The organism is Nocardioides sp. InS609-2, from assembly GCF_023208195.1.
In the GTDB taxonomy this organism is placed as follows: Bacteria; Actinomycetota; Actinomycetes; order Propionibacteriales; family Nocardioidaceae; genus Nocardioides.
In genome coordinates this window covers 81,594-102,937 of record NZ_CP060034.1, presented here as the reverse complement: position 1 = coordinate 102,937, position 21,344 = coordinate 81,594, and the positions used below count along the sequence as shown (strand labels likewise).

30 protein-coding genes and 1 riboswitch are annotated in these 21,344 nt (G+C 69.8%); of the genes, 11 read left to right on the top strand and 19 right to left on the bottom strand.

The features are described 5' to 3' along the window. Nucleotides 1–52 precede the first annotated feature (52 nt). Nucleotides 53–1,135 (bottom strand): PAS domain-containing sensor histidine kinase, encoded by a 1,083-nt coding sequence (locus tag H4Q84_RS00610; RefSeq protein ID WP_248581504.1) that lies wholly within the window; start codon nucleotides 1,133–1,135, stop codon nucleotides 53–55. Here H4Q84_RS00610 and H4Q84_RS00605 point away from each other — a divergent pair. Further along, nucleotides 1,134–1,769, top strand: a complete 636-nt coding sequence (locus H4Q84_RS00605; protein ID WP_248581503.1) for a hypothetical protein — start codon at nucleotides 1,134–1,136, stop codon at nucleotides 1,767–1,769. The genes H4Q84_RS00610 and H4Q84_RS00605 overlap by 2 nt on opposite strands. On the opposite strand, the gene H4Q84_RS00600 is transcribed toward H4Q84_RS00605, so the two are convergent. The 6 genes from H4Q84_RS00600 to infC form a co-directional block, all read right to left on the bottom strand. Then, nucleotides 1,717–1,980: a DUF4031 domain-containing protein gene (locus tag H4Q84_RS00600; protein ID WP_248581502.1), complete on the bottom strand. Its 264-nt coding sequence runs from the start codon at nucleotides 1,978–1,980 to the stop codon at nucleotides 1,717–1,719. The two genes, H4Q84_RS00605 and H4Q84_RS00600, sit on opposite strands and share 53 nt — an antisense overlap. Continuing rightward, nucleotides 1,977–2,780 (bottom strand): RNA methyltransferase, encoded by an 804-nt coding sequence (locus tag H4Q84_RS00595; protein ID WP_248581501.1) that lies wholly within the window; start codon nucleotides 2,778–2,780, stop codon nucleotides 1,977–1,979. Before H4Q84_RS00595 ends, H4Q84_RS00600 begins: the two co-directional genes overlap by 4 nt. Continuing rightward, complete coding sequence (locus H4Q84_RS00590; protein ID WP_248581500.1) at nucleotides 2,770–3,780, bottom strand: aldo/keto reductase family protein; 1,011 nt, start codon at nucleotides 3,778–3,780, stop codon at nucleotides 2,770–2,772. The genes H4Q84_RS00595 and H4Q84_RS00590 overlap by 11 nt, the downstream gene beginning before the upstream one ends. Nucleotides 3,781–3,876: 96 nt before the next feature. After that, the gene (gene rplT / locus H4Q84_RS00585; RefSeq protein WP_248581499.1) at nucleotides 3,877–4,269 is read right to left on the bottom strand and encodes a 50S ribosomal protein L20; all 393 of its coding nucleotides are present in this window, start codon (nucleotides 4,267–4,269) and stop codon (nucleotides 3,877–3,879) included. A gap of 57 nt (nucleotides 4,270–4,326) precedes the next feature. Continuing rightward, complete coding sequence (rpmI, locus tag H4Q84_RS00580) at nucleotides 4,327–4,521, bottom strand: 50S ribosomal protein L35 (RefSeq protein ID WP_248581498.1); 195 nt, start codon at nucleotides 4,519–4,521, stop codon at nucleotides 4,327–4,329. Nucleotides 4,522–4,590: 69 nt separating this feature from the next. After that, nucleotides 4,591–5,256 (bottom strand): translation initiation factor IF-3, encoded by a 666-nt coding sequence (gene infC / locus H4Q84_RS00575; protein ID WP_349238413.1) that lies wholly within the window; start codon nucleotides 5,254–5,256, stop codon nucleotides 4,591–4,593. A 379-nt stretch (nucleotides 5,257–5,635) separates the two neighbouring features. Between infC and H4Q84_RS00570 the strand changes: the two genes are divergently transcribed. After that, nucleotides 5,636–5,890: a hypothetical protein gene (locus tag H4Q84_RS00570; RefSeq protein ID WP_248581497.1), complete on the top strand. Its 255-nt coding sequence runs from the start codon at nucleotides 5,636–5,638 to the stop codon at nucleotides 5,888–5,890. Between the two features lie 99 nt (nucleotides 5,891–5,989). Here H4Q84_RS00570 and H4Q84_RS00565 read toward each other — a convergent pair whose 3' ends face one another. Then, nucleotides 5,990–7,261: an HNH endonuclease signature motif containing protein gene (locus tag H4Q84_RS00565; protein ID WP_248581496.1), complete on the bottom strand. Its 1,272-nt coding sequence runs from the start codon at nucleotides 7,259–7,261 to the stop codon at nucleotides 5,990–5,992. Between H4Q84_RS00565 and H4Q84_RS00560 the strand changes: the two genes are divergently transcribed. Further along, nucleotides 7,251–8,027 carry an alpha/beta hydrolase gene (locus tag H4Q84_RS00560; protein WP_248581495.1) on the top strand — a complete coding sequence of 259 codons (777 nt, stop codon included), beginning with the start codon at nucleotides 7,251–7,253 and terminating at the stop codon, nucleotides 8,025–8,027. The genes H4Q84_RS00565 and H4Q84_RS00560 overlap by 11 nt on opposite strands. Before the next feature lie 7 nt (nucleotides 8,028–8,034). On the opposite strand, the gene H4Q84_RS00555 is transcribed toward H4Q84_RS00560, so the two are convergent. Next, complete coding sequence (locus H4Q84_RS00555; RefSeq protein ID WP_248581494.1) at nucleotides 8,035–8,556, bottom strand: SseB family protein; 522 nt, start codon at nucleotides 8,554–8,556, stop codon at nucleotides 8,035–8,037. A 52-nt stretch (nucleotides 8,557–8,608) separates the two neighbouring features. Here H4Q84_RS00555 and H4Q84_RS00550 point away from each other — a divergent pair, with 52 nt between their 5' ends. The 5 genes from H4Q84_RS00550 (at nucleotide 8,609) to H4Q84_RS00530 (ending at nucleotide 12,001) form a co-directional block, all read left to right on the top strand. Next, entirely contained in the window at nucleotides 8,609–9,046 is a 438-nt protein-coding gene (locus H4Q84_RS00550; RefSeq protein WP_248581493.1) for a hypothetical protein, read from the top strand. Further along, entirely contained in the window at nucleotides 9,046–10,263 is a 1,218-nt protein-coding gene (locus H4Q84_RS00545) for an amino acid deaminase/aldolase (RefSeq protein ID WP_248581492.1), read from the top strand. Before H4Q84_RS00550 ends, H4Q84_RS00545 begins: the two co-directional genes overlap by 1 nt. After that, the gene (locus H4Q84_RS00540; RefSeq protein ID WP_248581491.1) at nucleotides 10,253–10,816 is read left to right on the top strand and encodes a 4-amino-4-deoxy-L-arabinose transferase; all 564 of its coding nucleotides are present in this window, start codon (nucleotides 10,253–10,255) and stop codon (nucleotides 10,814–10,816) included. The genes H4Q84_RS00545 and H4Q84_RS00540 overlap by 11 nt, the downstream gene beginning before the upstream one ends. Before the next feature lie 216 nt (nucleotides 10,817–11,032). Then, a complete protein-coding gene (locus H4Q84_RS00535; RefSeq protein WP_248581490.1) occupies nucleotides 11,033–11,233 on the top strand; it encodes a hypothetical protein in 201 nt (66 codons plus the stop codon). Between the two features lie 30 nt (nucleotides 11,234–11,263). After that, entirely contained in the window at nucleotides 11,264–12,001 is a 738-nt protein-coding gene (locus H4Q84_RS00530) for a hypothetical protein (protein WP_248581489.1), read from the top strand. A gap of 195 nt (nucleotides 12,002–12,196) precedes the next feature. Here the strand turns inward: H4Q84_RS00530 and H4Q84_RS00525 are convergent, their stop codons facing one another. Further along, nucleotides 12,197–13,159, bottom strand: a complete 963-nt coding sequence (locus H4Q84_RS00525; protein ID WP_248581488.1) for a GNAT family N-acetyltransferase — start codon at nucleotides 13,157–13,159, stop codon at nucleotides 12,197–12,199. A gap of 28 nt (nucleotides 13,160–13,187) precedes the next feature. Here H4Q84_RS00525 and H4Q84_RS00520 point away from each other — a divergent pair, with 28 nt between their 5' ends. After that, complete coding sequence (locus H4Q84_RS00520; protein WP_248581487.1) at nucleotides 13,188–14,099, top strand: aldose 1-epimerase family protein; 912 nt, start codon at nucleotides 13,188–13,190, stop codon at nucleotides 14,097–14,099. A 6-nt stretch (nucleotides 14,100–14,105) separates the two neighbouring features. Here H4Q84_RS00520 and H4Q84_RS00515 read toward each other — a convergent pair whose 3' ends face one another. The 8 genes from H4Q84_RS00515 to ribD are packed head-to-tail and all read right to left on the bottom strand — an operon-like array spanning nucleotide 14,106 to nucleotide 19,741. Beyond that, a complete protein-coding gene (locus H4Q84_RS00515; protein WP_248581486.1) occupies nucleotides 14,106–14,555 on the bottom strand; it encodes a PH domain-containing protein in 450 nt (149 codons plus the stop codon). Continuing rightward, the gene (gene hisG / locus H4Q84_RS00510) at nucleotides 14,539–15,390 is read right to left on the bottom strand and encodes an ATP phosphoribosyltransferase (RefSeq protein ID WP_248581485.1); all 852 of its coding nucleotides are present in this window, start codon (nucleotides 15,388–15,390) and stop codon (nucleotides 14,539–14,541) included. The genes H4Q84_RS00515 and hisG overlap by 17 nt, the downstream gene beginning before the upstream one ends. Before the next feature lie 8 nt (nucleotides 15,391–15,398). Next, nucleotides 15,399–15,662 carry a phosphoribosyl-ATP diphosphatase gene (locus H4Q84_RS00505; protein ID WP_248581484.1) on the bottom strand — a complete coding sequence of 88 codons (264 nt, stop codon included), beginning with the start codon at nucleotides 15,660–15,662 and terminating at the stop codon, nucleotides 15,399–15,401. Nucleotides 15,663–15,706: 44 nt separating this feature from the next. After that, a complete protein-coding gene (gene ribH, locus H4Q84_RS00500; protein WP_248581483.1) occupies nucleotides 15,707–16,195 on the bottom strand; it encodes a 6,7-dimethyl-8-ribityllumazine synthase in 489 nt (162 codons plus the stop codon). Then, nucleotides 16,192–17,424 (bottom strand): bifunctional 3,4-dihydroxy-2-butanone-4-phosphate synthase/GTP cyclohydrolase II, encoded by a 1,233-nt coding sequence (locus tag H4Q84_RS00495; protein ID WP_248581482.1) that lies wholly within the window; start codon nucleotides 17,422–17,424, stop codon nucleotides 16,192–16,194. The genes ribH and H4Q84_RS00495 overlap by 4 nt, the downstream gene beginning before the upstream one ends. Then, the gene (gene pnuC, locus H4Q84_RS00490) at nucleotides 17,421–18,098 is read right to left on the bottom strand and encodes a nicotinamide riboside transporter PnuC (RefSeq protein WP_248581481.1); all 678 of its coding nucleotides are present in this window, start codon (nucleotides 18,096–18,098) and stop codon (nucleotides 17,421–17,423) included. The genes H4Q84_RS00495 and pnuC overlap by 4 nt, the downstream gene beginning before the upstream one ends. Continuing rightward, nucleotides 18,098–18,700, bottom strand: a complete 603-nt coding sequence (locus tag H4Q84_RS00485; RefSeq protein WP_248581480.1) for a riboflavin synthase — start codon at nucleotides 18,698–18,700, stop codon at nucleotides 18,098–18,100. Before H4Q84_RS00485 ends, pnuC begins: the two co-directional genes overlap by 1 nt. Further along, on the bottom strand, nucleotides 18,701–19,741 hold the full coding sequence (gene ribD / locus H4Q84_RS00480) for a bifunctional diaminohydroxyphosphoribosylaminopyrimidine deaminase/5-amino-6-(5-phosphoribosylamino)uracil reductase RibD (RefSeq protein WP_248581479.1): 1,041 nt from the start codon (nucleotides 19,739–19,741) through the stop codon (nucleotides 18,701–18,703). It lies immediately after the preceding gene. 102 nt (nucleotides 19,742–19,843) lie between these two features. Continuing rightward, nucleotides 19,844–19,973: riboswitch (FMN riboswitch) on the bottom strand. 67 nt (nucleotides 19,974–20,040) lie between these two features. Between ribD and H4Q84_RS00475 the strand changes: the two genes are divergently transcribed. Together H4Q84_RS00475 and H4Q84_RS00470 are read left to right on the top strand one after the other, a co-directional pair. Further along, entirely contained in the window at nucleotides 20,041–20,505 is a 465-nt protein-coding gene (locus H4Q84_RS00475; protein ID WP_248581478.1) for a TetR family transcriptional regulator, read from the top strand. A gap of 2 nt (nucleotides 20,506–20,507) precedes the next feature. Continuing rightward, the gene (locus tag H4Q84_RS00470) at nucleotides 20,508–20,684 is read left to right on the top strand and encodes a hypothetical protein (protein WP_248581477.1); all 177 of its coding nucleotides are present in this window, start codon (nucleotides 20,508–20,510) and stop codon (nucleotides 20,682–20,684) included. Here H4Q84_RS00470 and rpe read toward each other — a convergent pair. Then, nucleotides 20,668–21,336: a ribulose-phosphate 3-epimerase gene (gene rpe, locus H4Q84_RS00465; protein ID WP_248581476.1), complete on the bottom strand. Its 669-nt coding sequence runs from the start codon at nucleotides 21,334–21,336 to the stop codon at nucleotides 20,668–20,670. The two genes, H4Q84_RS00470 and rpe, sit on opposite strands and share 17 nt — an antisense overlap. Between the last annotated feature and the right edge of the window lie 8 nt (nucleotides 21,337–21,344).

The following is a 21,344-nucleotide window of genomic DNA, read 5'->3' as shown; positions in this document are numbered from 1 at the left end:
GCGAGGGGTCGAGATGTCGGGGCGACTCGTGAAGGTTGTGTGGAGATGCGTTTCAGCCGCGGCGGTCGTCGCCCGGCCACACGACGCTGATGCGGGCGCCGCCGCCGTCTGCCTCGCCGATGCTGACGTGGCCGCCGTGCGCGCGGGCGAGCCCGCCGACGATGTAGAGACCGAGGCCGGAACCGCCGCTGGTGCCCTCGGTCCAGAACTTCGTGAACACTCGTCGCCGCAGCTGCTCGGGGATGCCGTCGCCCTGGTCGGAGACCACCAGCTCGATGCCCGGGAACTCCCAGTCGGCCGGCAGCGCAAAGAGCTCGACGCGCACGGTGCCCTCGCCGTGCCGTACGGCGTTCTCGATGAGGTTGGTGACGACCTGGGTGAACTTGTCGGGGTCGGCGAAGACCTCGGGCAGGGCCTCGGCCACGGCCAGCTCGATCGGCCGCGCCGTGCCTGCCTGCACCGAGTCGACCGCGCGTGCGGTCAGCACCCCGGCATCGGACTCGCGCGGGTAGAGACTGAGCCGACCGGTGTCGATGCGGGCCACGTCGAGGAGCTCGGCGATCAGCCGAGCGAGCCGGTCGGCGTCGGCGTTGACGGTGGTGAGCATCAGCTTCTTCTGCTCGTCGCTCAGCTTGTCCCAGCGGTTCAGCATCGCCTGCACGAAGCCCTTGACACCGGTCAACGGCGAACGCAGCTCGTGCGCGACGGTCGCCACGAGGTCGGATCGCTCGCGGTCGAGCCGGGCCCGGCCGCGGCCGTTGCGCAGGCCGATCACGAGCATCTCCACCGGGGACCGCACGTCGCGGCGGTGCAGCTTGGCGTTGACCAGCACCTCCAGGCCGCTGGACAGCAGCCACGACTGCTCGGGCACGCCGGTGCGGGTGCGCAGCCCGTCGTACGGCCTGTTCTCCGACACCCAGTCGTGGCCGTCCTGGTCGATCAGCGTCAGCACCTCGCGCAGCGGGCGACCGACCAGCTCGTCGACGGGGCGGCCGAGGAGCTCCGCGGCGACCCAGTTGGCCGCCACGACCGTGCCGTCGGCGTCAGCCATCACCACGCCGTCGGGCAGCAGGTCGAGGGACTCCTGGGTGGTGGCGTACACGTCGGCGAATCTAGCCGCTTGAATGGAAGACATGAGTGACCTGTCGCAGTGGTGGCCCGTCGTGGGTCTCGACGACGTGCGCGACCAGCTCGTCGCGGCGTACGCCGACCCGGCGCGTGGCTATCACGACCTGCGTCACCTGACCGAAGTACTGGAGCGTCTCGACGAGCTCTCCGGGGCGGGTGCCGGCTTCGACCGGGAGCCGGTGCTGCTGGCCGCGTGGTTTCACGACGCGGTCTACGCGGGCGCCGCTGACGACGAGGAGCTGTCTGCCCAGTGGGCCGAACGGGCGCTGCCGGACGAGCTCGACGTCGCGGAGGTCGCCCGGCTCGTGCGGCTCACCGCGTTGCACCGGCCGTCGGCCACCGACGCCAACGGATGCGCGCTCTCAGACGCCGACCTGGCCATCCTGGCCGCGCCGGCCGAGCGCTATGAGGAGTACGCCGCGACCCTGCGCCGCGAGTACGCCCACGTGTCGAACAGCGAATTCGCCGCCGGCCGGGCGTCGATCCTGGCCGACCTGCTCGCCAAGGAGACGCTCTTCCACACGCCGCACGCACGTGACCACTGGGAGGCGGCGGCCCGGGCAAATGCCGGAGCCGAGCTGGCTCGGCTCAGCCGTGGGCTGCCTTCGGGCGGCGCAGCCCCGCTCGACGAAGCGCGATGACCAGCTCGCGCGACGTCACCTCGCGCGCGCCGGCCTCGACCATGGCCTCGTAGTACTCCTCCGGCACGTCGTAGTGGTCGCGGTCGAAACCCCGGGGCGGCAGACCGAGAACGGCCGCGAACTCGTGCAGCTCGTCGTACGACGCGTCGCTGGCCAGGTGCGACCAGAGCCGGCCGTGGTGCGGCACGGCGGGCGGGTCGATCAGGATCATGACCGGTGGGCCCGCGCTGAGGAGTAGAGGCAGATCGCCGCGGCGGTCGAGAGGTTGAGGCTCTCGGCGCGGCCGTGGATCGGGATGGCGACCTGGTGGTCGGCCAGGGCGACCAGCTCGGGCGGGAGCCCGTGCGCCTCGTTGCCGAACAGCCAGGCGGTGGGGCCCGACAGGTCAGCGTCGTACAGGTCGACCGAGCCGCCGCCGGTGGTCGCGAGCACGGTCAGACCTGCAGCCCTGGCCGCCTCGATCGCGGCCACCGGATCGGGCTCGACCACGATCGGCAGGTGGAAGAGACTGCCCACCGTGGCCCGCACCGTCTTGGGGTTGTAGGCGTCGACCGAGGAGCCGGCCAGCACCACCGCGTCCGCACCGGCGGCATCGGCCGTGCGGATGACCGTGCCGGCGTTGCCGGGGTCTCGGACGTCGGCACAGATCACCCAGAGGGCCGGTGTCGACTCCGCTCGACCAGCCAGTGATGAGAGCGGCACGTCGACGAACCGGCACACCGCCACCACCCCGGCCGGGTTCACCGAGTCCGACAGGCCAGCCATGGCCCGGTCGTCGACCAGGGTCACGTCAGCGGCGGCCAACAGGTCGGCGTACTGACCGACGGCGGTGGTTGTCGCGAACAGCTCGACCACGCAGCCGTCGACCGACAGCGCACCCTCCACGGCCTTCGCGCCGTCGGCAAGGAACAGCTGCTGCTCGGCGCGTTCGGAGCGCCGAGCCAGCTTGCGGGCCGCCTTGACCCGCGAGTTCGAGGCAGCCAGCGGCCGCCCCGGTTCGTCAGGCGACACGCGTCTTGGGAGAGTTCTCGGTGGTCATGCCCGGGTCCCGCACGACGATGTCGCCGAGCGCCTCGTCGATCGCCGTCATCACCTCGGGCTCGAGCACCACACCGGCGGCCTTGACGTTCTCGCCGACCTGCTCGGGCCGCGAGGCGCCGATGAGTGCAGCAGCCACGTTGTCGTTCTGCAGCACCCACGCTACGGCGAGCTGTGCCATGGTCAGGCCGGCGTCGGCGGCGACAGGCTCCAGCTTCTGCACGCGCCCGAGCACGTCGTCGTTCATGAAGCGCTTGACCATGTCGGCCCCGCCCTTCTCGTCGGTTGCCCGCGAGCCCGCGGGCGGCTGCTCGCCCGGCTTGTACTTGCCGGTCAGCACGCCCTGCGCAATGGGGCTCCACACGATCTGCGAGATGCCGAGCTCACGCGATGCCGGCACGACCTCGTCCTCGATGACCCGCCACAGCATGGAGTACTGCGGCTGGCTCGAGATGAGCTGGAAGCCGAGCTCCCGGCTCAGCGCGTGGCCCGCGCGCAACTGGTCGGCGGTCCACTCGCTGACGCCGATGTAGAGCGCCTTGCCCTGGCGCACGACGTCGGCAAACGCCTGCATCGTCTCCTCGAGCGGGGTCTCGGTGTCGTAGCGGTGGGCCTGGTAGAGGTCGACGTAGTCGGTCTGCAGTCGGGTCAGGGAGCCGTCGATCGCCTCCACGATGTGCTTGCGCGAGAGGCCGGTGTCGTTCTTGCCCCGCGGGCCGGTGGGCCAGTAGACCTTCGTGAAGACCTCCAGGCTCTCGCGGCGCTCACCCTTCAGCGCCTCGCCGAGCACCGTCTCCGCTGCGGTGTTGGCATAGACGTCTGCCGTGTCGTACGTCGAGATGCCGGCGTCGAGCGCCGCTCGCACACACTGGATGGCGACGTCGTTCTCCACCTGGGAGCCGTGGGTGAGCCAGTTGCCGTAGGTGATCTCGGAGATCTTGAGTCCGCTGTTGCCGAGGTATCGAAACTTCATGGCTCCACCGTATCCAGCGGACCCCGGACGCACGTCGCCCCCGGCACCGTGCGGGTGTCGGGGGCGAGGTGAGGAACTGCGGCGTCAGCCGGGCACTCAGGCAGATGCCTCGGCCTTGGGCGCGTTGACGTCATCGGGCAGGGCGGCCTTGGCGGCGTCGACGATCACGGTGAACGCGGCGATGTCGTTGACGGCGAGCTCGGCGAGGATCTTGCGGTCGACCTCGATGCCGGCCAGGTTCAGGCCCTGGATGAAGCGGTTGTAGGTCATCCCCTGCGCGCGGGCGGCGGCGTTGATGCGCTGGATCCACAGTTTGCGGAAGTTGCCCTTGTTCTTGCGACGGTCGTTGTAGCTGTAGACCAGCGAGTGGGTGACCTGCTCCTTGGCCTTGCGGTACAGGCGCGAACGCTGACCGCGGTAACCGGAAGCGCGCTCGAGGATTACCCGGCGCTTCTTGTGGGCGTTTACTGCCCGCTTGACGCGTGCCATCTCTTTACTCCTTGCTCAACAAACTTGTGGGTGTGCGGCCGGCGTGAGTCGGAAGACTCAGAGACCGAGCATCTTCTTGACACGCTTGACGTCGGCCTTGGCGACCTCGGTCGTGCCGCTCAGGCGGCGGGTGACCTTGGAGGGCATCTTCTCGAGGTTGTGGCGCTTGCCAGCCTTCTCGCGAAGGATCTTGCCCGTGCCGGTCACGCGGAAGCGCTTGCTGGCACCGGAGTGAGTCTTGTTCTTCGGCATGTCAGTCCGTTCCTTCTTCAGTGGCTCTGGTGGTGATCGCGACTTCGTCGCGACCGGCTGATCGAGGCGTCACGCCTCGATCTCGGGATCCAGGTTCTCGGAGCGACCGCGCTCCCTCTTCTTGGCAACCGGGCCGGCGGCGTGCGCTGCTTCGCGCTCGGCCTGCTCGTCGGCAACCAGGGCGGCACGCTCGGCTGCCTTGGTGTCCTTCTCGGCCTGGATGTCGACCTTGGCGTCGGCCTTCTTCTTGTGCGGGCCGAGCACCATGATCATGTTGCGGCCGTCCTGCTTGGGCGACGACTCGACGAAGCCCAGCTCCGTGACGTCCTCGGCCAGCTTCTGGAGCAGGCGGAAGCCCAGCTCGGGGCGGTGCTGCTCGCGGCCGCGGAACATGATGGTGATCTTCACCTTGTCGCCGGCGCGGAGGAAGCGGACCACGTGGCCCTTCTTCGTCTCGTAGTCGTGCGCGTCGATCTTGGGACGAAGCTTCATCTCCTTGATGATCACGTTCGTCTGGTTCCGGCGTGCCTCACGGGCCTTCTGGGCGTTCTCGTACTTGAACTTCCCGTAGTCCATGAGCTTGCACACGGGGGGTCGTCCTTGGGGCGCGATCTCGACCAGGTCGAGGTCCGCCTCCTGGGCAAGCTTCAACGCCTGGTCGGTCGGCACGATGCCAACCGTTTCGCCGTTGGGTCCGACGAGCCGGACCTCGGGAACCCGGATCCTGTCGTTGATGCGTAGCTCGGTGCTGATGTGTCCTCCATGGGTGGTGGGACGGGAGCCGGGACCGCCCGAAATGCAACGATGGCTCCCGCGAAACCTCGCGGAAGCCAGTCACCGTGCACACCCCTCACAGGGAACACGCTTCGAGTCGTACGACGGATCGCACTGCCTCGGACCGGACCCGACGACCTGTGTGCTCGTGAGAGTACGGCGATCGATGCGGGTGGGGGGCGCTTGGAGCTCGCCTCCGCTTGGTGGTTGAACAACACCGAATGCTAGCCGAGCATTCCGCGGGAGGCCTAATCGTGCGGCGTACCGGTCGGAGCCGCAATTCATCGGGCTTTGGCCAATACGCGGGTGGGCGGCGATGAAGGCACGCATACTCGCGCGCATGGCGCCCCTGATTGCGAACACCCTCGGACTTCTCTTTGGGTGGGAAGTTGGGCGTCTGTCCGCATGGGCCGGCGAACGCTTCGGATCGCGCGTGGCGGGCCAGTTCCACATGGGGGCAGTCACGACGACCTTGCTTGTCATCGTTCTGGAGCCGAGAGCCTGGCCAATCATCACTGCGGCGCTCCTCGGCTACATCGCTACCGCTGTCAGCCGAACACTGAAACCCAACGAGTCTCCCGTGGTCGGCGAGTAGCACGACTGCTCATCACAAGTCACTCAGTCGGGCTTCTCAAGTCCAGACACACCTCCTGCCCCGCCAATCAGTTTCAGGCGGGGCGTGGGGGCGTGGTGGTCAACCCGGCTTGGTGCCTTCGTCGTCCCTGACGAACCCGTGGCCGTGGGGGCTGGTCCAGGTGTACGCCGCAGGGCCGGTGCGCCGGTACCGCCACCTGCCATGGGTCTTCAGCCGGTGATGTCGTCGACAGAGTGCGGCCAGGTTGTCGGTGGAGGTCACAGCACCGTCTTCCCACGGGACGATGTGGTCGAGGTCGCAGGACCTCGAGCTCTTGGTGCACCAGGGGAAGACGCAGGTCTGGTCGCGGAGGATCACCTGTTCGCGGAGCCGGGCCGAGGGGTGGTAGCCGTCGCAGACGAGGTGCTCGTTGAGGTCGATGACCGGCCTCACGACCACCTGGGTGCGGGACTGAGTGCACCACTGCTGGATCTGGTCCAGGGCGGCGAGGTTGCCGCGTTCGAGGCGGGCGACCGGGTCGCCCTCGATCAGGTGGACGTGGAGCACGACCTGTCTTCCGCTGGTGGAGGAAGTGCGAAGTCCTGTCTCGAAACCTGCGGTCAGGTCGAGCGACAGCTGGGACCGCGCCATCTCACCGACCGCGGACGCCCGCCGGGCATCGAGCGACTCTTCGGACCCGAGGCTCTTCAAGACGTCTGCACCGTGGGTGACGGCGGCGCCGAAGTCGAGGGCGTCGGCCAGGTCGAGCTCGGCGGTCACCCGGATGGTGCCGGCGAAGGAGACCTGCTCCTCCTCGATCGTCACGTGCCGCCTGTCGGCAGCGAGCCGGGCTTCGGCAGCAGCGCGTTCGGGGTCGAACCGGGCGATCGCCGCATCCACCAACCGATCGACGGCCGAGGTCGAGGTGCGGTGCGCGAACGGGGCGAGCTGGGCGTCGACGTACGACGCGGCCTCACGGGACAAGTCAGCGTGGATGGTGGTCTCCGCGACCCGGCGTGCCCGCCAGGCCGGCAGGTCACCGGACTGCACCCGGCGCCACAACCGCGGGAGACGGTGCCGCAGCTCGAGGGCCTGACCGATCAGGTGCTTCGCCGACACCGTGGAGATGCCCAGGACGGCACCGAACTCCGCGATGCAGAACTCCGCCACCAACGGCGCACCCGGACCAGCGACCGGCTCCTCATGCTCCGAGCCACCGCCGAGCAGGAACGCCGCCGCATCCGAGACCGACGAAGCCGGGTGCAGATCAGCCCACTCGCACGCAGCGACCAGCAACTCGGCCTCGCCACGATCAGCAATGGCGCGAGATGAGCGGGCGAACGCCAGCACCGCGGATGCGGTGTCGGGAAGCTCGCTCGTCGTGATCGCCATACGAGAAGCCAATCAGGGACCACCGACATTTCGGGGCCAGATCGAGGCGTTGAAGCCCGCATCGTGGACAGCTCAAGAAGCGATCCAGCAGGATGTGGGCATGGGGGTTGTGTTCATTCATGGGGCAGGCAAGGACGGAGCCTCGGCTTGGCCGAAGCAGGTGGCCCAAGCGGACCCCGGTTGGTCTTTCCTGCCGCGAGGTGTCGAGGGCGACGACGCCGCTCGGGACGCACTGCGCATCCTGGCCGACGCCGAGGCCTCCGACGGCGCACACGTTGTTGCGCACTCCTACGGGGCGAATGCAGCAGTGTTGGCGGCACAGACCGACCCCGCGGTGATTCGTTCGCTGGTGCTCTTCGAGCCTGCCTGCTTCGACCTGGCTCGGGGAATGTCCGAAGTGGAAGCGCACATCGCCGCCATGACACCGGTCTTCGATTGCGCTGGAGACCCTGCGGTTTCGACTCGCGAGTTCTCGGCGTTGTTCGCGGCCGGGATGGGAACGGAGCCACCGAACCTGCCCGAAGACGTCCTCGAGGCACAGGTGGGGAAGCTTCGAGCACTGCGGCCACCGTGGGGACTTGGTCTCGAACCAGCGGTCGGACTTCCCGTACCCACGCTTGTCCTGACCGGCGGGTGGAGCCCTCTCTACGAGCAGACCGCCCAGGCACTGGTTGAGCTCGGCGCGCAGCATCATCGACTCACGGGTGCCGGCCATCGTGTCCAGGACGCGCCGACCGCGACCGAGGTGTTGCGCGACTTCTGGTGAGCCCCGGTCAACGAGGTCGGCCGGGATTCTCCTTCTCGCGCAGCCACGCAACCCGCTCGCCAGCCCGGGTCAGCGTCCACCCCGCAGCGACGGCGGTGAGGTCGTCGCCCTCGACCACGAATCGGTGCGGGCCGGCGACGTCGACGACCAACGCTGCGGCGTCCTCCTGCACGGCCGAGAGCGCGGCGGTGCGGGCGGTCACAGGGACCGGGCGGGCTTCGGGGTCCCACGCGGCGAGGGTGGCGGCCGAGGTGAAGGCGAGGAGGGCCAGTCGGCCGTCGGCTCCGGTGAGGAGGACGGCGGCCATGTCGCTGGTCTTGTCGTGGGCCAGTCCGGCGGCGTCGTACTCCATCTCGCCGAGCAGGGCGACCACGGGCACGAGCAGACGGCTGCCGATCAGCGCGGACAGTACTTCGGCGCCGCGGGCGGCACTCCCGTCGTCGGCGGACAAGGCCGCTGCGAGCGCCGGGTCGGCGGAGCCGTCGTCATCGGCGAAGCCGGGATCGGGGATGCGTCGCTGGTCGTCCACGCACCGATTCTTGCAGTGCGCCTGCTCCCCACCCGTGTGGGAGTCTTGAGGCGTGAGTGACGCAACCTGGGTGGCCCTGACCGTGACCCTGACACTGATCGGCGCGCTCTGGACGTTCTACGCGTTCCGCAACCGGGGCGTGGCGTCAGGACTGCGCGGCGCGGGCTTCACGTTGCTGCCCGCGGCGGCCTACCTCACCGGCACCCTGGAGATGTTCACCGAGATCGGGCAGTCGGTCTTCGATTGGGCGACGCACCTGGTCTTCAGCCCGATCGTGTGGGCCGGAGTCGCGCTGGGCGGCATCTCGCTCCTCCTCTTCATGGTCTCCACCGGACTGCGCGAGCGCGGCCGCGGCGGCCAACCAGCCGCCAAGATCAAGGCGCCCACCGAGAAGGGCCGGCTCAACAAGTCGAGCCAGCCCACATCGGCGGTGATGGACGACGACATGGCCGACATCGAGGCGATCCTGCGCAAGCGCGGCATCTCCTGATGACGCATGGATACGTCGACCTGAACCAGCTCTGGCGTCGACTCGGCGAAGCGGTCGAGGCACATCCCGAGGCGCTGCCCACTCCCCTGATGGTCGTCGACCTCGACGCGTTCGACGCCAACGCCGCCGACCTCGCCCGCCGGGCCGCCGGCACCCCGATCCGCGTCGCGTCCAAGTCGCTCCGCGTGCCAGCGCTGATTGCCCGGGCGCTCAAGAAGCCCGGCTTCGCGGGCGTGCTCGCTTACTCGCTGCGCGAGGCGCTCTGGCTGCACGAGTCCGACACCAGCAACGACATCGTGGTTGCGTACCCCACCGTCGACCGCCGAGCGCTGGCCGAGCTGGTCGCATCCCCCTCGGCCGCTGCAGCGATCACCCTGATGGTCGACGACGTCGCCCACCTCGACATGGTCGACTCCGTGCGCTCCTCGAAGGCCGTGCCCGTGCGCCTCGCCATCGAGGTCGACGCCGGCCTGCGCCTCGGTCGCCAGCACGTCGGCCCCAAGCGTTCTCCCTTGTACGACGGCCCGTCGGTCACCGCGCTGGCCAAGGTGATCGAGCGGCGCAGCGGGTTCCGGCTGGTCGGCGTGATGACCTACGAGGGCCAGGTGGCCGGTGTGCCCGACGACGTGCCCGGGCAGCGCGCCAAGTCGGTCGTCGTACGTCGTCTCAAGCAGGCGTCGGTCAGCCAGCTGCAGGCGCGGCGTGCCGAGGTCGACGAGGCGCTGGCGCCATACGGTCCGCTGGAGTTCTGGAATGCCGGCGGCTCGGGCTCGGTCGAGACCAGCGCCGGCGACCCGGTGGTGACCGAGGTAGCTGCGGGTTCGGGGCTGCTGGTGCCCGGGCTGTTCGACCACTACCAATCGTTCCAGCCGCGGCCAGCGGCGTACTTCGGGCTGCCGGTGACCCGCAAGCCCAGCCGCGAGATCGCCACGGTCCACGGCGGCGGGCTGATCGCCAGCGGGCCGGTCGGCGACGACCGCGCACCGATCCCGTGGGCGCCGCCGGGACTGCACCTCACCGGGCTCGAGGGCGCGGGCGAGGTGCAGACACCGCTGACCGGTCACCAGGCAGCATTGCTGGCGATCGGCGACCTGGTGTGGTTCCGGCACGCGAAGTCGGGCGAGCTGTTCGAGCACACCACCGAGGTGCATCTCGTGCGCGGGAGCCGGATCGTCGAGTCCACGCCGACCTACCGCGGCATCGGCCATGCCTTCTGACGCAGAGGTCGTTCTTGCGACGGCGCTCGCCAGGCCGCCGACCCTGCACGAGGGCCGCCTCGTGTGCATCGATGGCCCCGCCGGCTCCGGCAAGACCACGCTCGCGGCCGGCATCGCCGCCGCGACTGGCGCCGCCGTCGTCCACACCGACGAGCTGCTGCACGGCTGGCGCGGATTGCCCGGCCTGGCCGCGAGCCTCGACGCGATGCTGCGACCGCTCGCCGGCGGACTGCCGGGTTCGTGGCGGCGCTGGGACTGGTACGCCGACGACTGGGCGGAGGACCACCCCGTCGCCCCGGCTCCCCTGCTGGTCGTGGAGGGCGTCGGATCGGGAGCCGCACCGATCGCCGACTTGATCACCACCCTCGTGTGGGTAGAGGCACCACCCGAGCTGCGGCTGGCCCGGGGCATGGCGCGCGACGGCGAGCAGATGGCGCCGCACTGGGCGCAGTGGATGATCGACGAGGACGAGCTGCACGCGGCCGACGGCACGCGTGACCGGGCCGACGTCGTACTGGACGGCACGGGTGTCAGGCCACCGGCCGTTCGGTGATCGTGCACTCGTCGAAGCGATCGAGCGAGCCCTGCGCCGCGTCACGATCGACCTCGCGAACGACTGTGCCGCGATCATCACCGACGACAGCCGGCTCGTCGGGGCGAGGCGCGACGAGTCGATGGAACGGAGCGCCCCGGAGTCCGTGCCCGAGGTAGGGGTCCGCGCGTCCTGGCCATCCTCGGAGCTCTCTACGAATCACTGCGTGACACCGCGGTGCGACTCGACTTCGTGCGCGGCCCGGTGCCGGTCGCCGCGATCGATGAGCACGCGCTCTACACGCATGCCGACAAGTTCGATGTCGGTGAGGTGGTGATGACGGTCGCCGCGGTCCGGGATCTGCTCGCCGGCGCGGACCTCGCACGCGCGCGTCCGGTCACGGCCTTCGGGCGGGCCTGGGTCTCACACGCGGTTTGAACGGGCCTGCACCATGGAAGGGTCCCCCACATGATGCGACAGGTAGCGATGGCGATGGCGACGGCGGTGGCGATGCTCGCCACGGCCTGCGACGACCAGCGGCCGGCCTCCTGGCGTACCAGCGCCGATCGGGTCACCACAACTGGTCTTGCCTGGGCCGCCGGGTCGACCGTGCATCTCTCCGACGGCACCGAGATCGACACGGGCGCCGCCGTCCGCTTCTTTGTGGTCGCTGGTGACGGAGTGTTCTTCGTGCCGGTCGACCGCAAGGCAGACAGCGGGTCGACCGCGTTCGCCGACTACGAGCTGGTGTTTGCCGCGCCGGGAATGCCTGCGACCGGGACCGGGCTCGTGGTGTCGCCCGACTATGTCGCAGCCTCTCCGGATGGGCGCTATCTCGCCGCCATCGACAGGACGTCTGGCGAGAAGGACCGGTTCGGTACGCCGCAAGCCACCGTGTTGGCCTTCGATCTCGAAACGGGCGAACAGATCATCGACTCCACCCTCGGCATGGGAGACCCGGCGAAGGACGACTTCGCTGACGGCTACTCCGAGTCGGAGATCGAGATCAGCGCCATGACCGGCACGAGGCTCTACGTCCAGGGCTTCGGGCGCTTCGTCTTCGACCTCGCCACGGGTGAAGGCGAGGAGTACGCCGGCCTTGCGCCTTCAAGGGGCGTGTCCACGAGTTTGGAGCGTGAGGCGCGCCGAATCCGCAAGGATGCCGCCGGCAAGCGAGTGGTCTTCCCGCTCGGGTTCCCTCGCTAGGGTCTGGCCAATGGTCGGTGCACCGGGCGAAACCCCCAGACAAACCAGCGGCGTTCTTCGCTTCGGCCGACGAGTTCCGTGAGCAACTCGAGGCCAACCGCGAGACGGCCACCGAGCCATGAATGGCGCTCGACAAGAAGCACGTCCGCGACCGTGGTCTGACCAGGGCCGACGTCGTACTCGACGGCACGGGTGTCAGGCCACCGGCCGTTCGGTGATCGTGCACTCGTCGAAGCGGGCCACCGTGCGAAAGCCCGCCCGCTCGTAGAACCCCAGCGCGCCCGTCGGGTTGTGCGCGTCGACCTCGAGGCTCATCCGGGCCACGCCCTGGTCCCGAGCGGCCAGCAGGGTGTGGCTCATCAGCGCGCTGGCCAGACCACGGCCGCGATGTACGGGCAGGGTGCCGAGGTAGGGCACGTAGGTCTCGCGGCCGTCGTTCCTGCCCGACAGCGGGGCGGCGTACTCGTGCGTGAAGAGGTACGCCGCCACGTCGCCGCTCTCGTTGCGCAGCCACGACGAGAGGCCGTGCCTGGTGTGCCGCGCCCGGATCATGAAGCCGTCCCAGACGTCGCTGGTCATCGCGCTCGGCACCGGGTAGTCGTCGAACGCGCGCTCGTGGGCCACCCGTAGCAGCTCGGAGTCGGCTGGGCCGAACGGCACCAGTCCGTAGCCGTCGTGCCGGACCGGTGGGATCTCCAGCCCGTCGAGCTCGGCGATCATCGTGAAGCGGTAACGCTCCATCCGGTAGCCCAGCGATGCGAGCAGCCGTGCCTGGTCGGTGCGGCCGGCACCCATTCTCGTGACGTACGTCGCGGGCAGCTCCGCCGCGTCGATGGCGTGCCTGGCCCGGGCGGCAGCGAGCGCGCGAGCACCCATCAGGGTGCCCAGCCCCCGGCCGACATGATCCGGGTGACTGTCGCCGACGACCTGGATCCGCCGGCCGTCGCCCTGGGGTGCTTGGGCCAGGTAGCCGCTCCACGCGACCAGCTCGCCGGCGTCGTACGCACCCTCGATGACGGCACCGGCCAGCTCCCGGATCTCGATGAACTCCTCGGCCGAGAGCTGGAGGTTGGTGGGGTGGTCTGCCTCGATGGCCGCAGCCAGCGCGGCGAAGTCCTGCGCGTCTGTGTCGTCCAGCCGGCGTACGTCGAATGGCATGGCGTCACGGTAGTGAAAGGGTGGCCGCATGGTGGCGCCGTCGGGAGACCAGTTCGAGATCCGTGGCGCCGGCTATCACGCCGTCGTGACCGAAGGCGGTGCTGCGTTGCGGGTGCTCGAGCACCAGGGCCACCGCATCATCGACGGCTTCGATGCGGACGCGATGGCCGCGGGCGGACGCGGGCAGCTGCTGATGCCGTGGCCCAACCGGCTCCGCGACGGGAAGTACACCTGGCAGGGACGCGACCTCCAGCTCGCGCTCACCGAGCCGGCCCGGCAGCACGCGTCGCACGGGCTGGTGCGCTGGGTCTCGTGGACGCTTGAGGAGCACGCGCCGCACTCGGTGTCGCTCGTTCACCGGCTGATGGCGCAGACCGGCTACCCGTGGCTGGTCGAGCTGCGGGTGCACTACGTGCTCTCGGCCGACGGGCTTACCGTCACGCAGTCGGCCACCAACCTGGGCGACTCCCCCGCGCCGTACGCGTCAGGCGCGCATCCTTACCTGCGCATCGGCGAGGGTCCGGTCGACGGCTGGGAGCTCACCCTGCCCGCCGCGAGCCGCTGCCTGGTCGACGACCGGCTGATCCCGGTCGGGCGCGAGGTCGTGGAGGGCACGGCGTACGACTTCAGGGTGGCTCGGCCCATCCGGCAGACCCAGCTCGACGACGCCTTCACCGACCTGGACCGGGCGGAGGACGGCACGACCACCGTGCTCGTGCGCGACCGGGCGTCAGGACGCGGCGTCGCGCTGTGGGTCGACGAGCAGCACACCTGGCTGCAGCTCTACACCGCCGACGTGGTGCCGGAGTACGCCCGCCGGGCGCTCGCGGTGGAGCCGATGACGGCGCCGGCCAACGCGTTCAACTCCGGTGAGGACGTCGCGACGCTGGCGCCGGGCGAGGAGTTCTCGGCGTCATGGGGCATCCGCGCCCTCGACTGAGTGCTGTCAGTGCGCCTGGTCGACGAGCGCCCGCAGCTCTCGCGCGGCTCGCCGAGCGCGGTCGCCGTCCGAGCCCTGGATCGCCATCGCCGGCACGGTCGTCCCGTCGGCAAGATCGAGCACGGCCCACGGCGCACCCGGAAGCATCTGCACGGCGACGACCTCGGCCCACTCGAACCTGCGGCGCCGGTAGCCGTTGACCACGAGCAGCGAGTCGGCGCGGGCCACCACCCTCGAGCGGGCCAGGGCATGGCCGCAGGCGAACGCCATCAGCCCGAGTCCGACGAGCGTGCCGCGCTGCAAGAACGAGAACTTGTCACGCGTCGCCTGGTCGAAGCCGAACCACGCGAACAGGCACAAGATCAGCAGCATCAGCCCGAAGAACGTCGCGGCCAGCCGCACTCCGAGCGGTCGCCAGGTGTGCGGCAGCGGCACGCCGTCAGAGGCGGCAGGCATGGATGTCGGTGAGCAGGATCGCCCGGGCACCGAGGTCGTAGAGGTCGTCCATGAGGCGCTGGGAGCCAGCGCGCGGCACCATCACGCGTACGGCCACCCAGCCCTCGCGGCGCAGCGGCGAGATGGTGGGGCCCTCGAGGCCCGGCGCCAGCTTGACCGCGTCGTCGACGCGTACGGACTCGATGTCGTAGTCCATCATCACGTAGCTGCGGGCGACCAGGACGCCCTCGACCCGGCGGCGGAACACCTCGAAGCCGTCGGGACGGTCGCTCCCGGCCCGCGAGATGAGCACGGCCTCCGACTCGAGCACCACCTCACCGAAGATCTCGAGCCCGGCGGCACGCAGGGTGCTGCCCGTCTCGACGACATCGGCGATCGCGTCGGCGACGCCGAGCTGGACGCTGGTCTCGACGGCGCCGTCGAGTCGCGTGACGGTCGCGTCGATGCCGCGCTCCTCGAGGAACGTGCGTACGACGCCGGTGTAGGAGGTCGCGATGCGCTGCCCGGCCAGCTCGCTGACGTCCTTGAAGACACCGAGCGGGCCGGCGAAGTGGAAGCGCGACCGGCCGAAGCCGAGTCCCATCACCTCGTCGGCCTTGGCCCCGCTGTCGAGCAGCAGGTCGCGGCCGGTGATGCCGACGTCGAGCGTGCCCTCGCCGACGTACAGCGCGATGTCGCGGGGGCGGAGGTAGAAGAACTCCACGCCGTTCTCGGCATCGGTGAGCGTCAGCTCCTTGGAGTCACTGCGCTGGCGGTAGCCGGACTCGCGGAGGATGTCGGTGGCCGCCTGGGACAGCGACCCCTTGTTCGGAATGGCGATGCGAAGCAGAGGCATGTGAACTCTCAGAGGTGGGCGTAGACGTCGTCGAGGGTGAGGCCGGAGGCGAGCATCAGCACCTGCGCGTGGTAGATCAGCTGGCTGATCTCCTCGGCGGCGCGGTCCTTGCCCTCGTGCTCGGCGGCCATCCAGGACTCGGCGGCCTCCTCGACCAGCTTCTTGCCGATGGCATGCACGCCGGCGTCGAGCTGCTGGACGGTGCCGGAACCCTCGGGCCGGGTGCGGGCCTTCTCGCTCAGCTCGTCCCAGAGCCCTTCGAACGTCTTCACGGATGTCAGCCTAGGCGGTCGCCGCGCGGTGCGACGACGCGGTCTCAGGCGTCGTACCCGCGCTTGATGGTCTTGATGGTGGCCGCGGTCGACAGGGCGGCGGCGGTGGCCTCGTAACCCTTGTCCTCGCGCGACCCCTCGAGGCCGGCGCGGTCGAGCGCCTGCTGCTCGTTGTCACACGTGAGTACGCCGAAGCCGACGGCGACCTGGTGGTCGAGCGCAACCCGGGTCAGCCCGTCGGTTGCGGCGCTGCAGACGTAGTCGAAGTGCGGAGTGTCCCCGCGGATCACCACTCCCAGGGCGACGACAGCGTCGTAGCCCTGGGCGGCCAGCGCCTGCGCGACCACCGGGAGCTCGAAGGTGCCCGGCACGCGGATCAACGTCGGCGCCTCGACCTGGTAGTGCCGCATGGCCTCCTGGGCGCCGGCGACGAGGCCGTCCATGACCTCCTCGTGCCAGGTCGCCGCGACGATGGCGGCGCGCAGGTCGTGGCAGTCGATGGGCTTCTGGGCCGGTGCTCCGGGTCCGCTCATGAGTTTGCTCCCAGGTCGTCTGGCAGGGCGTGGCCCATTCGGTCACGCTTGGTCAGCAGATAGGCCAGGTTGTGGTCGTTGGGGCGCGGCGTGAGCGGCACCTGGGCCACCACGGGCACACCGTAGTCCTCGAGGTCGACGGTCTTGCCCGGGTTGTTGGTCATCAGCTTCACCGAGCCGACGCCGAGGTCGCGCAGGATCTGGGTGGCCGTGCCGTAGTGCCGCGCGTCGGCCGGCAGCCGGAGGTCGAGGTTGGCGTCGACCGTGTCGCGACCGCCGTCCTGCAGGGCGTAGGCCTGCAGCTTGGCGACCAGGCCGATGCCGCGACCCTCGTGCCCACGCAGGTAGATCACCACGCCGCGCCCCTCGGCCACGATGCGCTCCAGCGCCTCGTCGAGCTGCGGACCGCAGTCACAGCGCAGGCTCCCGAACACGTCACCGGTGAGGCACTCCGAGTGCACCCGGGTCAGCACCGGCACGTCCGCGGCGTCCGACAGGTCGCCGTACACGATCGCCATGTGCTCGGAGTTGTCGATGGTGATGCGATAGCCGTACGCCGTGAAGTCGCCGTGCCGTGTCGGCAACCGGGTCTCGGCAACACGTTCCACGTGCACCTCGTGGCGGCGGCGGTAGCGGACCAGGTCCTCGATCGAGATCATCGCCAGGTCGTGCTCGTCGGCGAACTCACGCAGCTCGGGCGCCCGCTTCATCGAGCCGTCGTCGTTGACGACCTCGACGAGCACTCCGGCCGGGGTCAGTCCGGCCAGGGTGGCGAGGTCGACGGCGGCCTCGGTGTGGCCGCGGCGGACGAGCACACCACCTTCGCGGTAGCGCAGCGGGAAGACGTGACCCGGCCGGGTCAGCTCCCACGGCTCGGTGGCGCTGTCGGCCAGCGTGCGCGCGGTGTGGGCACGGTCGGCTGCGCTGATGCCGGTGCTGACGCCGTCGCGGGCGTCGACCGAGATCGTGTAGGCGGTGCGGAGCTTGTCCTTGTTGTGCGGGGTCATCAGCGGGATCTCGAGCCGGTCGAGCATCTCGGCGGGCATCGGCACGCAGATCACGCCCGAGGAGTAGCGGATGGTGAACGCCATCAGCTCCGGCGTGGCCTTGGCCGCGGCGAAGATGATGTCGCCCTCGTTCTCGCGGGTCTCGTCGTCGACCACCACCACGGCCTTGCCGGCCGTGATGTCGGCGATCGCTCGTTCGACAGAGTCGAGTCGGATACTCATGCGGCCAGCTCCCGTACGCGCTGAGGGGTGTGCGACTCGCGTTCGGCGCGCCACCAGACGAAGAAACCGATCACCACGAAGAACGCGTAGAACACGTACATGCCCGCCGTCGGGTAGTAGCCGGCCCGCACCAGCGACGTCACGCCGACGACGTCGACGAGCAGCCAGACGATCCAGAACTCCACCCAGCCGCGGGCCATGCCGTACGTCGCCAGCATCGAGCCGGCCAGGATCCACGCCTCGGTCTGCGGACCCCAGGAGCCGATCTGGGTGAGGATGGCGTACGCCGCGGCGTACCCCACGACGGCCAGACCGACCAGTTGCAGCCGCTCGGTCCAGGTCGCCCAGCGCGGGGTGATCGCGCCGCCGTCAGCGGCGCCGCCGGAGCGGCTCGCCTGCGACCAGCGCCACCAGCCGTAGACACTGACCGCGGCAAAGAAGACCTGGCGGCCGGCCTGGCCCCACAAGGGCTCCGTGGTGGCGCCGCTGATCTCGCCGGAGACGAAGACGGTGAAGAGCAGGACGTTGCCGACGACGCCGATGGGCCAGGCCCACACGAGGCGTTTCATGCCGAGCAGCGCGCTGCCCAGGCCAAACAGGTTGCCGACGACCTCACGGACGAAGAGCAGCCCGCCGGCGACGGGGATGGTGCCGTGGAGGAGCCAGTCGAGCATCAGTTCTCCTGAGGGAGGTAGGCCGTGACCAGGCGGGCCACGTGCTTCGCGAGGACGTCGGCCTCGAGGTTGACCCGGTCGCCGACAGCGCGGGTGCCGAACGTGGTGCGGGCGAGCGTCTCGGGGATGAGCGAGACGCTGAACCTGTCGTCGGTGACGGTGACGACGGTCAAGCTGACCCCATCTACGGCGATCGAGCCCTTGTCGACGAGCAGGGGTGCGAGCCCGGGCGGCAGGGAGATCTCGACGATGTCCCAGTGGTCGCTCGGGTGGCGCGCGAGGATCGTGCCGACGCCGTCGACGTGGCCCTGCACGATGTGGCCGCCGAGGCGGGCCGTCACCGGCATGGCGCGCTCCAGGTTGACCTGGTCCCCCTCGACGAGGGCCCCGAGGCTGGTCCTGTTGAGAGACTCCTGCATGACGTCGGCGGTCCAGCGCCGGCCGTCGTACTCCGTGACGGTGAGGCAGCAACCGTTGACGGCGATGGAGTCGCCGGTGTGTACGTCGTCGAGCAGGCCGCAGTCGATGGTGATGCGGGCGGCATCGTCGAGCCGCTCGAGGGCGGCGACGGTGCCGAGTTCTTCCACGATGCCGGTGAACATCTAGCTCTCCTTGGATGGGGTCATGGTGAGTCGCACGGTGGGGTCGGAGTCGCCACTGCCGAGCAGCGCGACGTCGGTGATCGTGAAGCGCAGGGCCTCGGCGATGGTGGTGATGCCGAGGTCACCGACGGCGCCGCGGCCGGAGCCGAGCAGCATCGGCGCGACGTAGGCGACGACCTCGTCGACCAGGCCTGCCTGCACGAACGCGCCGGCCAGGGTCGGCCCACCTTCGAGGAAGACGTGCTGGCGCCCTCGGACGAAGAGGTCCGCGAGTACGGCGTGCGGGTCGCGGGTGCGGAGGTGGAGCGTCTCGGCGGCATCGCCGAAGACCCGGCGAGCGCGTTCGAGGTCGCGCTCCCCCATCACCACGCGCATCGGCTGGTAGGGCAGCGGTTGGTCGTGGTCGTCCCGAACGGTGAGCAGCGGGTCGTCGACGGCGATGGTGTTGGTGCCGACGAGCATGACGTCGCAGAGTGCGCGGAGGCGGTGGGTGTCGCGACGAGCTGCGAGGCCGGACACCCAGCGGGAGGTGCCGTCGGCCGCCGCGCTGCGACCGTCGAGCGTGGTGGCGAACTTCCAGGTCACGAACGGCCGGCGATGGTCGACGGCGAAGGTCCAGGCGCGGTTGATGGCGCGGGCCTCCTGTTCGCAGAGCCCCCCCTCGCTATCGACGCCGGCCCTGGTCAACCCCTCCGCGCCGCCCCGGGCCACCGGGCTGGCGTCCGCCTGGGCGTAGACCACGCGCCGTACGCCGGCTGCGATGAGCGCCTGGGAGCACGGACCCGTGCGGCCGGTGTGGTTGCACGGCTCGAGGGTCACGACCGCGGTGGCGCCCCGCGCCCACTCACCTGCTGCGGCGAGCGCGTCGACCTCGGCATGCGGACTGCCGGCGCCTCGGTGGTAGCCCTCGGCGATGGTAGTGCCGTCGTCATGGAGCAGGACGCAGCCGACCCGGGGGTTGGGGCCGAGCGGGACGGCCGGGGTCGCAGCCAGGGTGAGCGCCCGGCGCATGGCCTCGTGCTCAGCGGTGCTGAAAGTCATCTCGGTGTCTCACCTGCCTCCCGGGTCCGGTCGCGGACTCTGCGGGGGCGTGGAAGCGGGCTCACCACGGACGACCTCTACGGTCGACCACACTGGCCTCGCTTGCGTGCGCTTTCCATCCGGACTTTGACCGTCGGTCCAGGAGTTCCACCTGGTCAACCGGTCACTGGTGGTGACCGGGTCGCGGACTTTAACCGCCGGTGCGGAGTTTCACCGCCCCCAGAGCACGCGAGCCGTTGGCTCTTGCTGGGATCAAGCCTCCCACAGCGCGGTTCATTCCCGCGCGTGAGGTGGGCCACGTGGACATCGTGAGTCGGGTCGACGGTGCGATGGTCCGGGAAGCTCCGGGGCGCTCCGGGGTGCCCCGCCCCCGGGCTGCGGACATGCCACGACTCATCGATGCCCCGTCCCGCACCGACACGATGGTGTGGGGCGTCAACTACTTGCTCGCCCTGCACGATCCGACCGGCGTGACGTTGCGCGCGCTGGCCCGAACGACGGGCATCAGCACGAGCTCCTTGATGCACCACTACGGCAACCGCGAGCACATCATGCGGGTGGCAGCTCATCGCACGGCGAAGGCTCGGGAACAGCGGATCTGGGTCGAGCTCCGCGACCTAGGCATCACCGCATTTCTCCCGCAAGGTGCCGAGGAGGACATGCGCGACGCGCGGGTGTGGCTCGCCTGGCGGGAAGTGCATCGCTCCGACCGGGCACGCACCTCACCATCGCCGAAGCCCGCGACCGGGAGCGCAGCCTCGTGACCTTGACCTTGCGGCAGGACTACGACTCAGACGAGGTTCGCGAGGTCTACTCCCTCACCGAGGGACTGATGTCCGCGGTGTGCGCTCCCGAGCGCCCTCTGGACCTCGACACCGCCCACCGGATCCTGGAGACGAGAGCCGGCGAGCTCACTGCTCCACCTGTCAGCTCAGTGGGCTGACCGCCGCAGCACGAGCCCGCAGGTCGGCCACCATCTTGTCCGGGTCGTCGGCCGAGTAGACCGCGGAGCCCGCCACGAACACGTCGGCGCCCGCTTCCGCACACCGCTCGATCGTCTCGAGCGACACTCCCCCGTCGACCTGCAACCAGGTCTCGACGCCGTGCTTGCGCATCAGCTCGCGCGCCCGGCGGATCTTCGGCAGGCACAGGTCGAGGAACTTCTGGCCGCCGAACCCCGGCTCGACGGTCATGATCAGCAGCATGTCGAGCTCCGGCAGCATCGCCTCGTAGGGCTCGATCGGGGTGGCCGGCTTCAGCGCCATCGAGGCTCGCGCACCGGCCGCCCTGATCTCACGGGCCAGCCGCACCGGCGCCTTCGCCGCCTCGACATGGAACGTCACGCTGGACGCCCCCGCCTCGGCGTACGCCATCGCGTTGCGGTCGGCGTCCTCGATCATCAGGTGCGCGTCGAGGGGCAGGTCGGTCGACCGGGCCAGCGCCTCGACCATCGCCGGGCCGAACGTCAGGTTGGGCACGAAGTGGTTGTCCATCACGTCGACATGCACCCAGTCGGCGGAGCCGATGCGGGCCAGCTCGGCGCCCAGGTCGGCGAAGTCTGCGTTCAGGATGCTCGGCGTGATCTGGATTCCCACGCGACGAG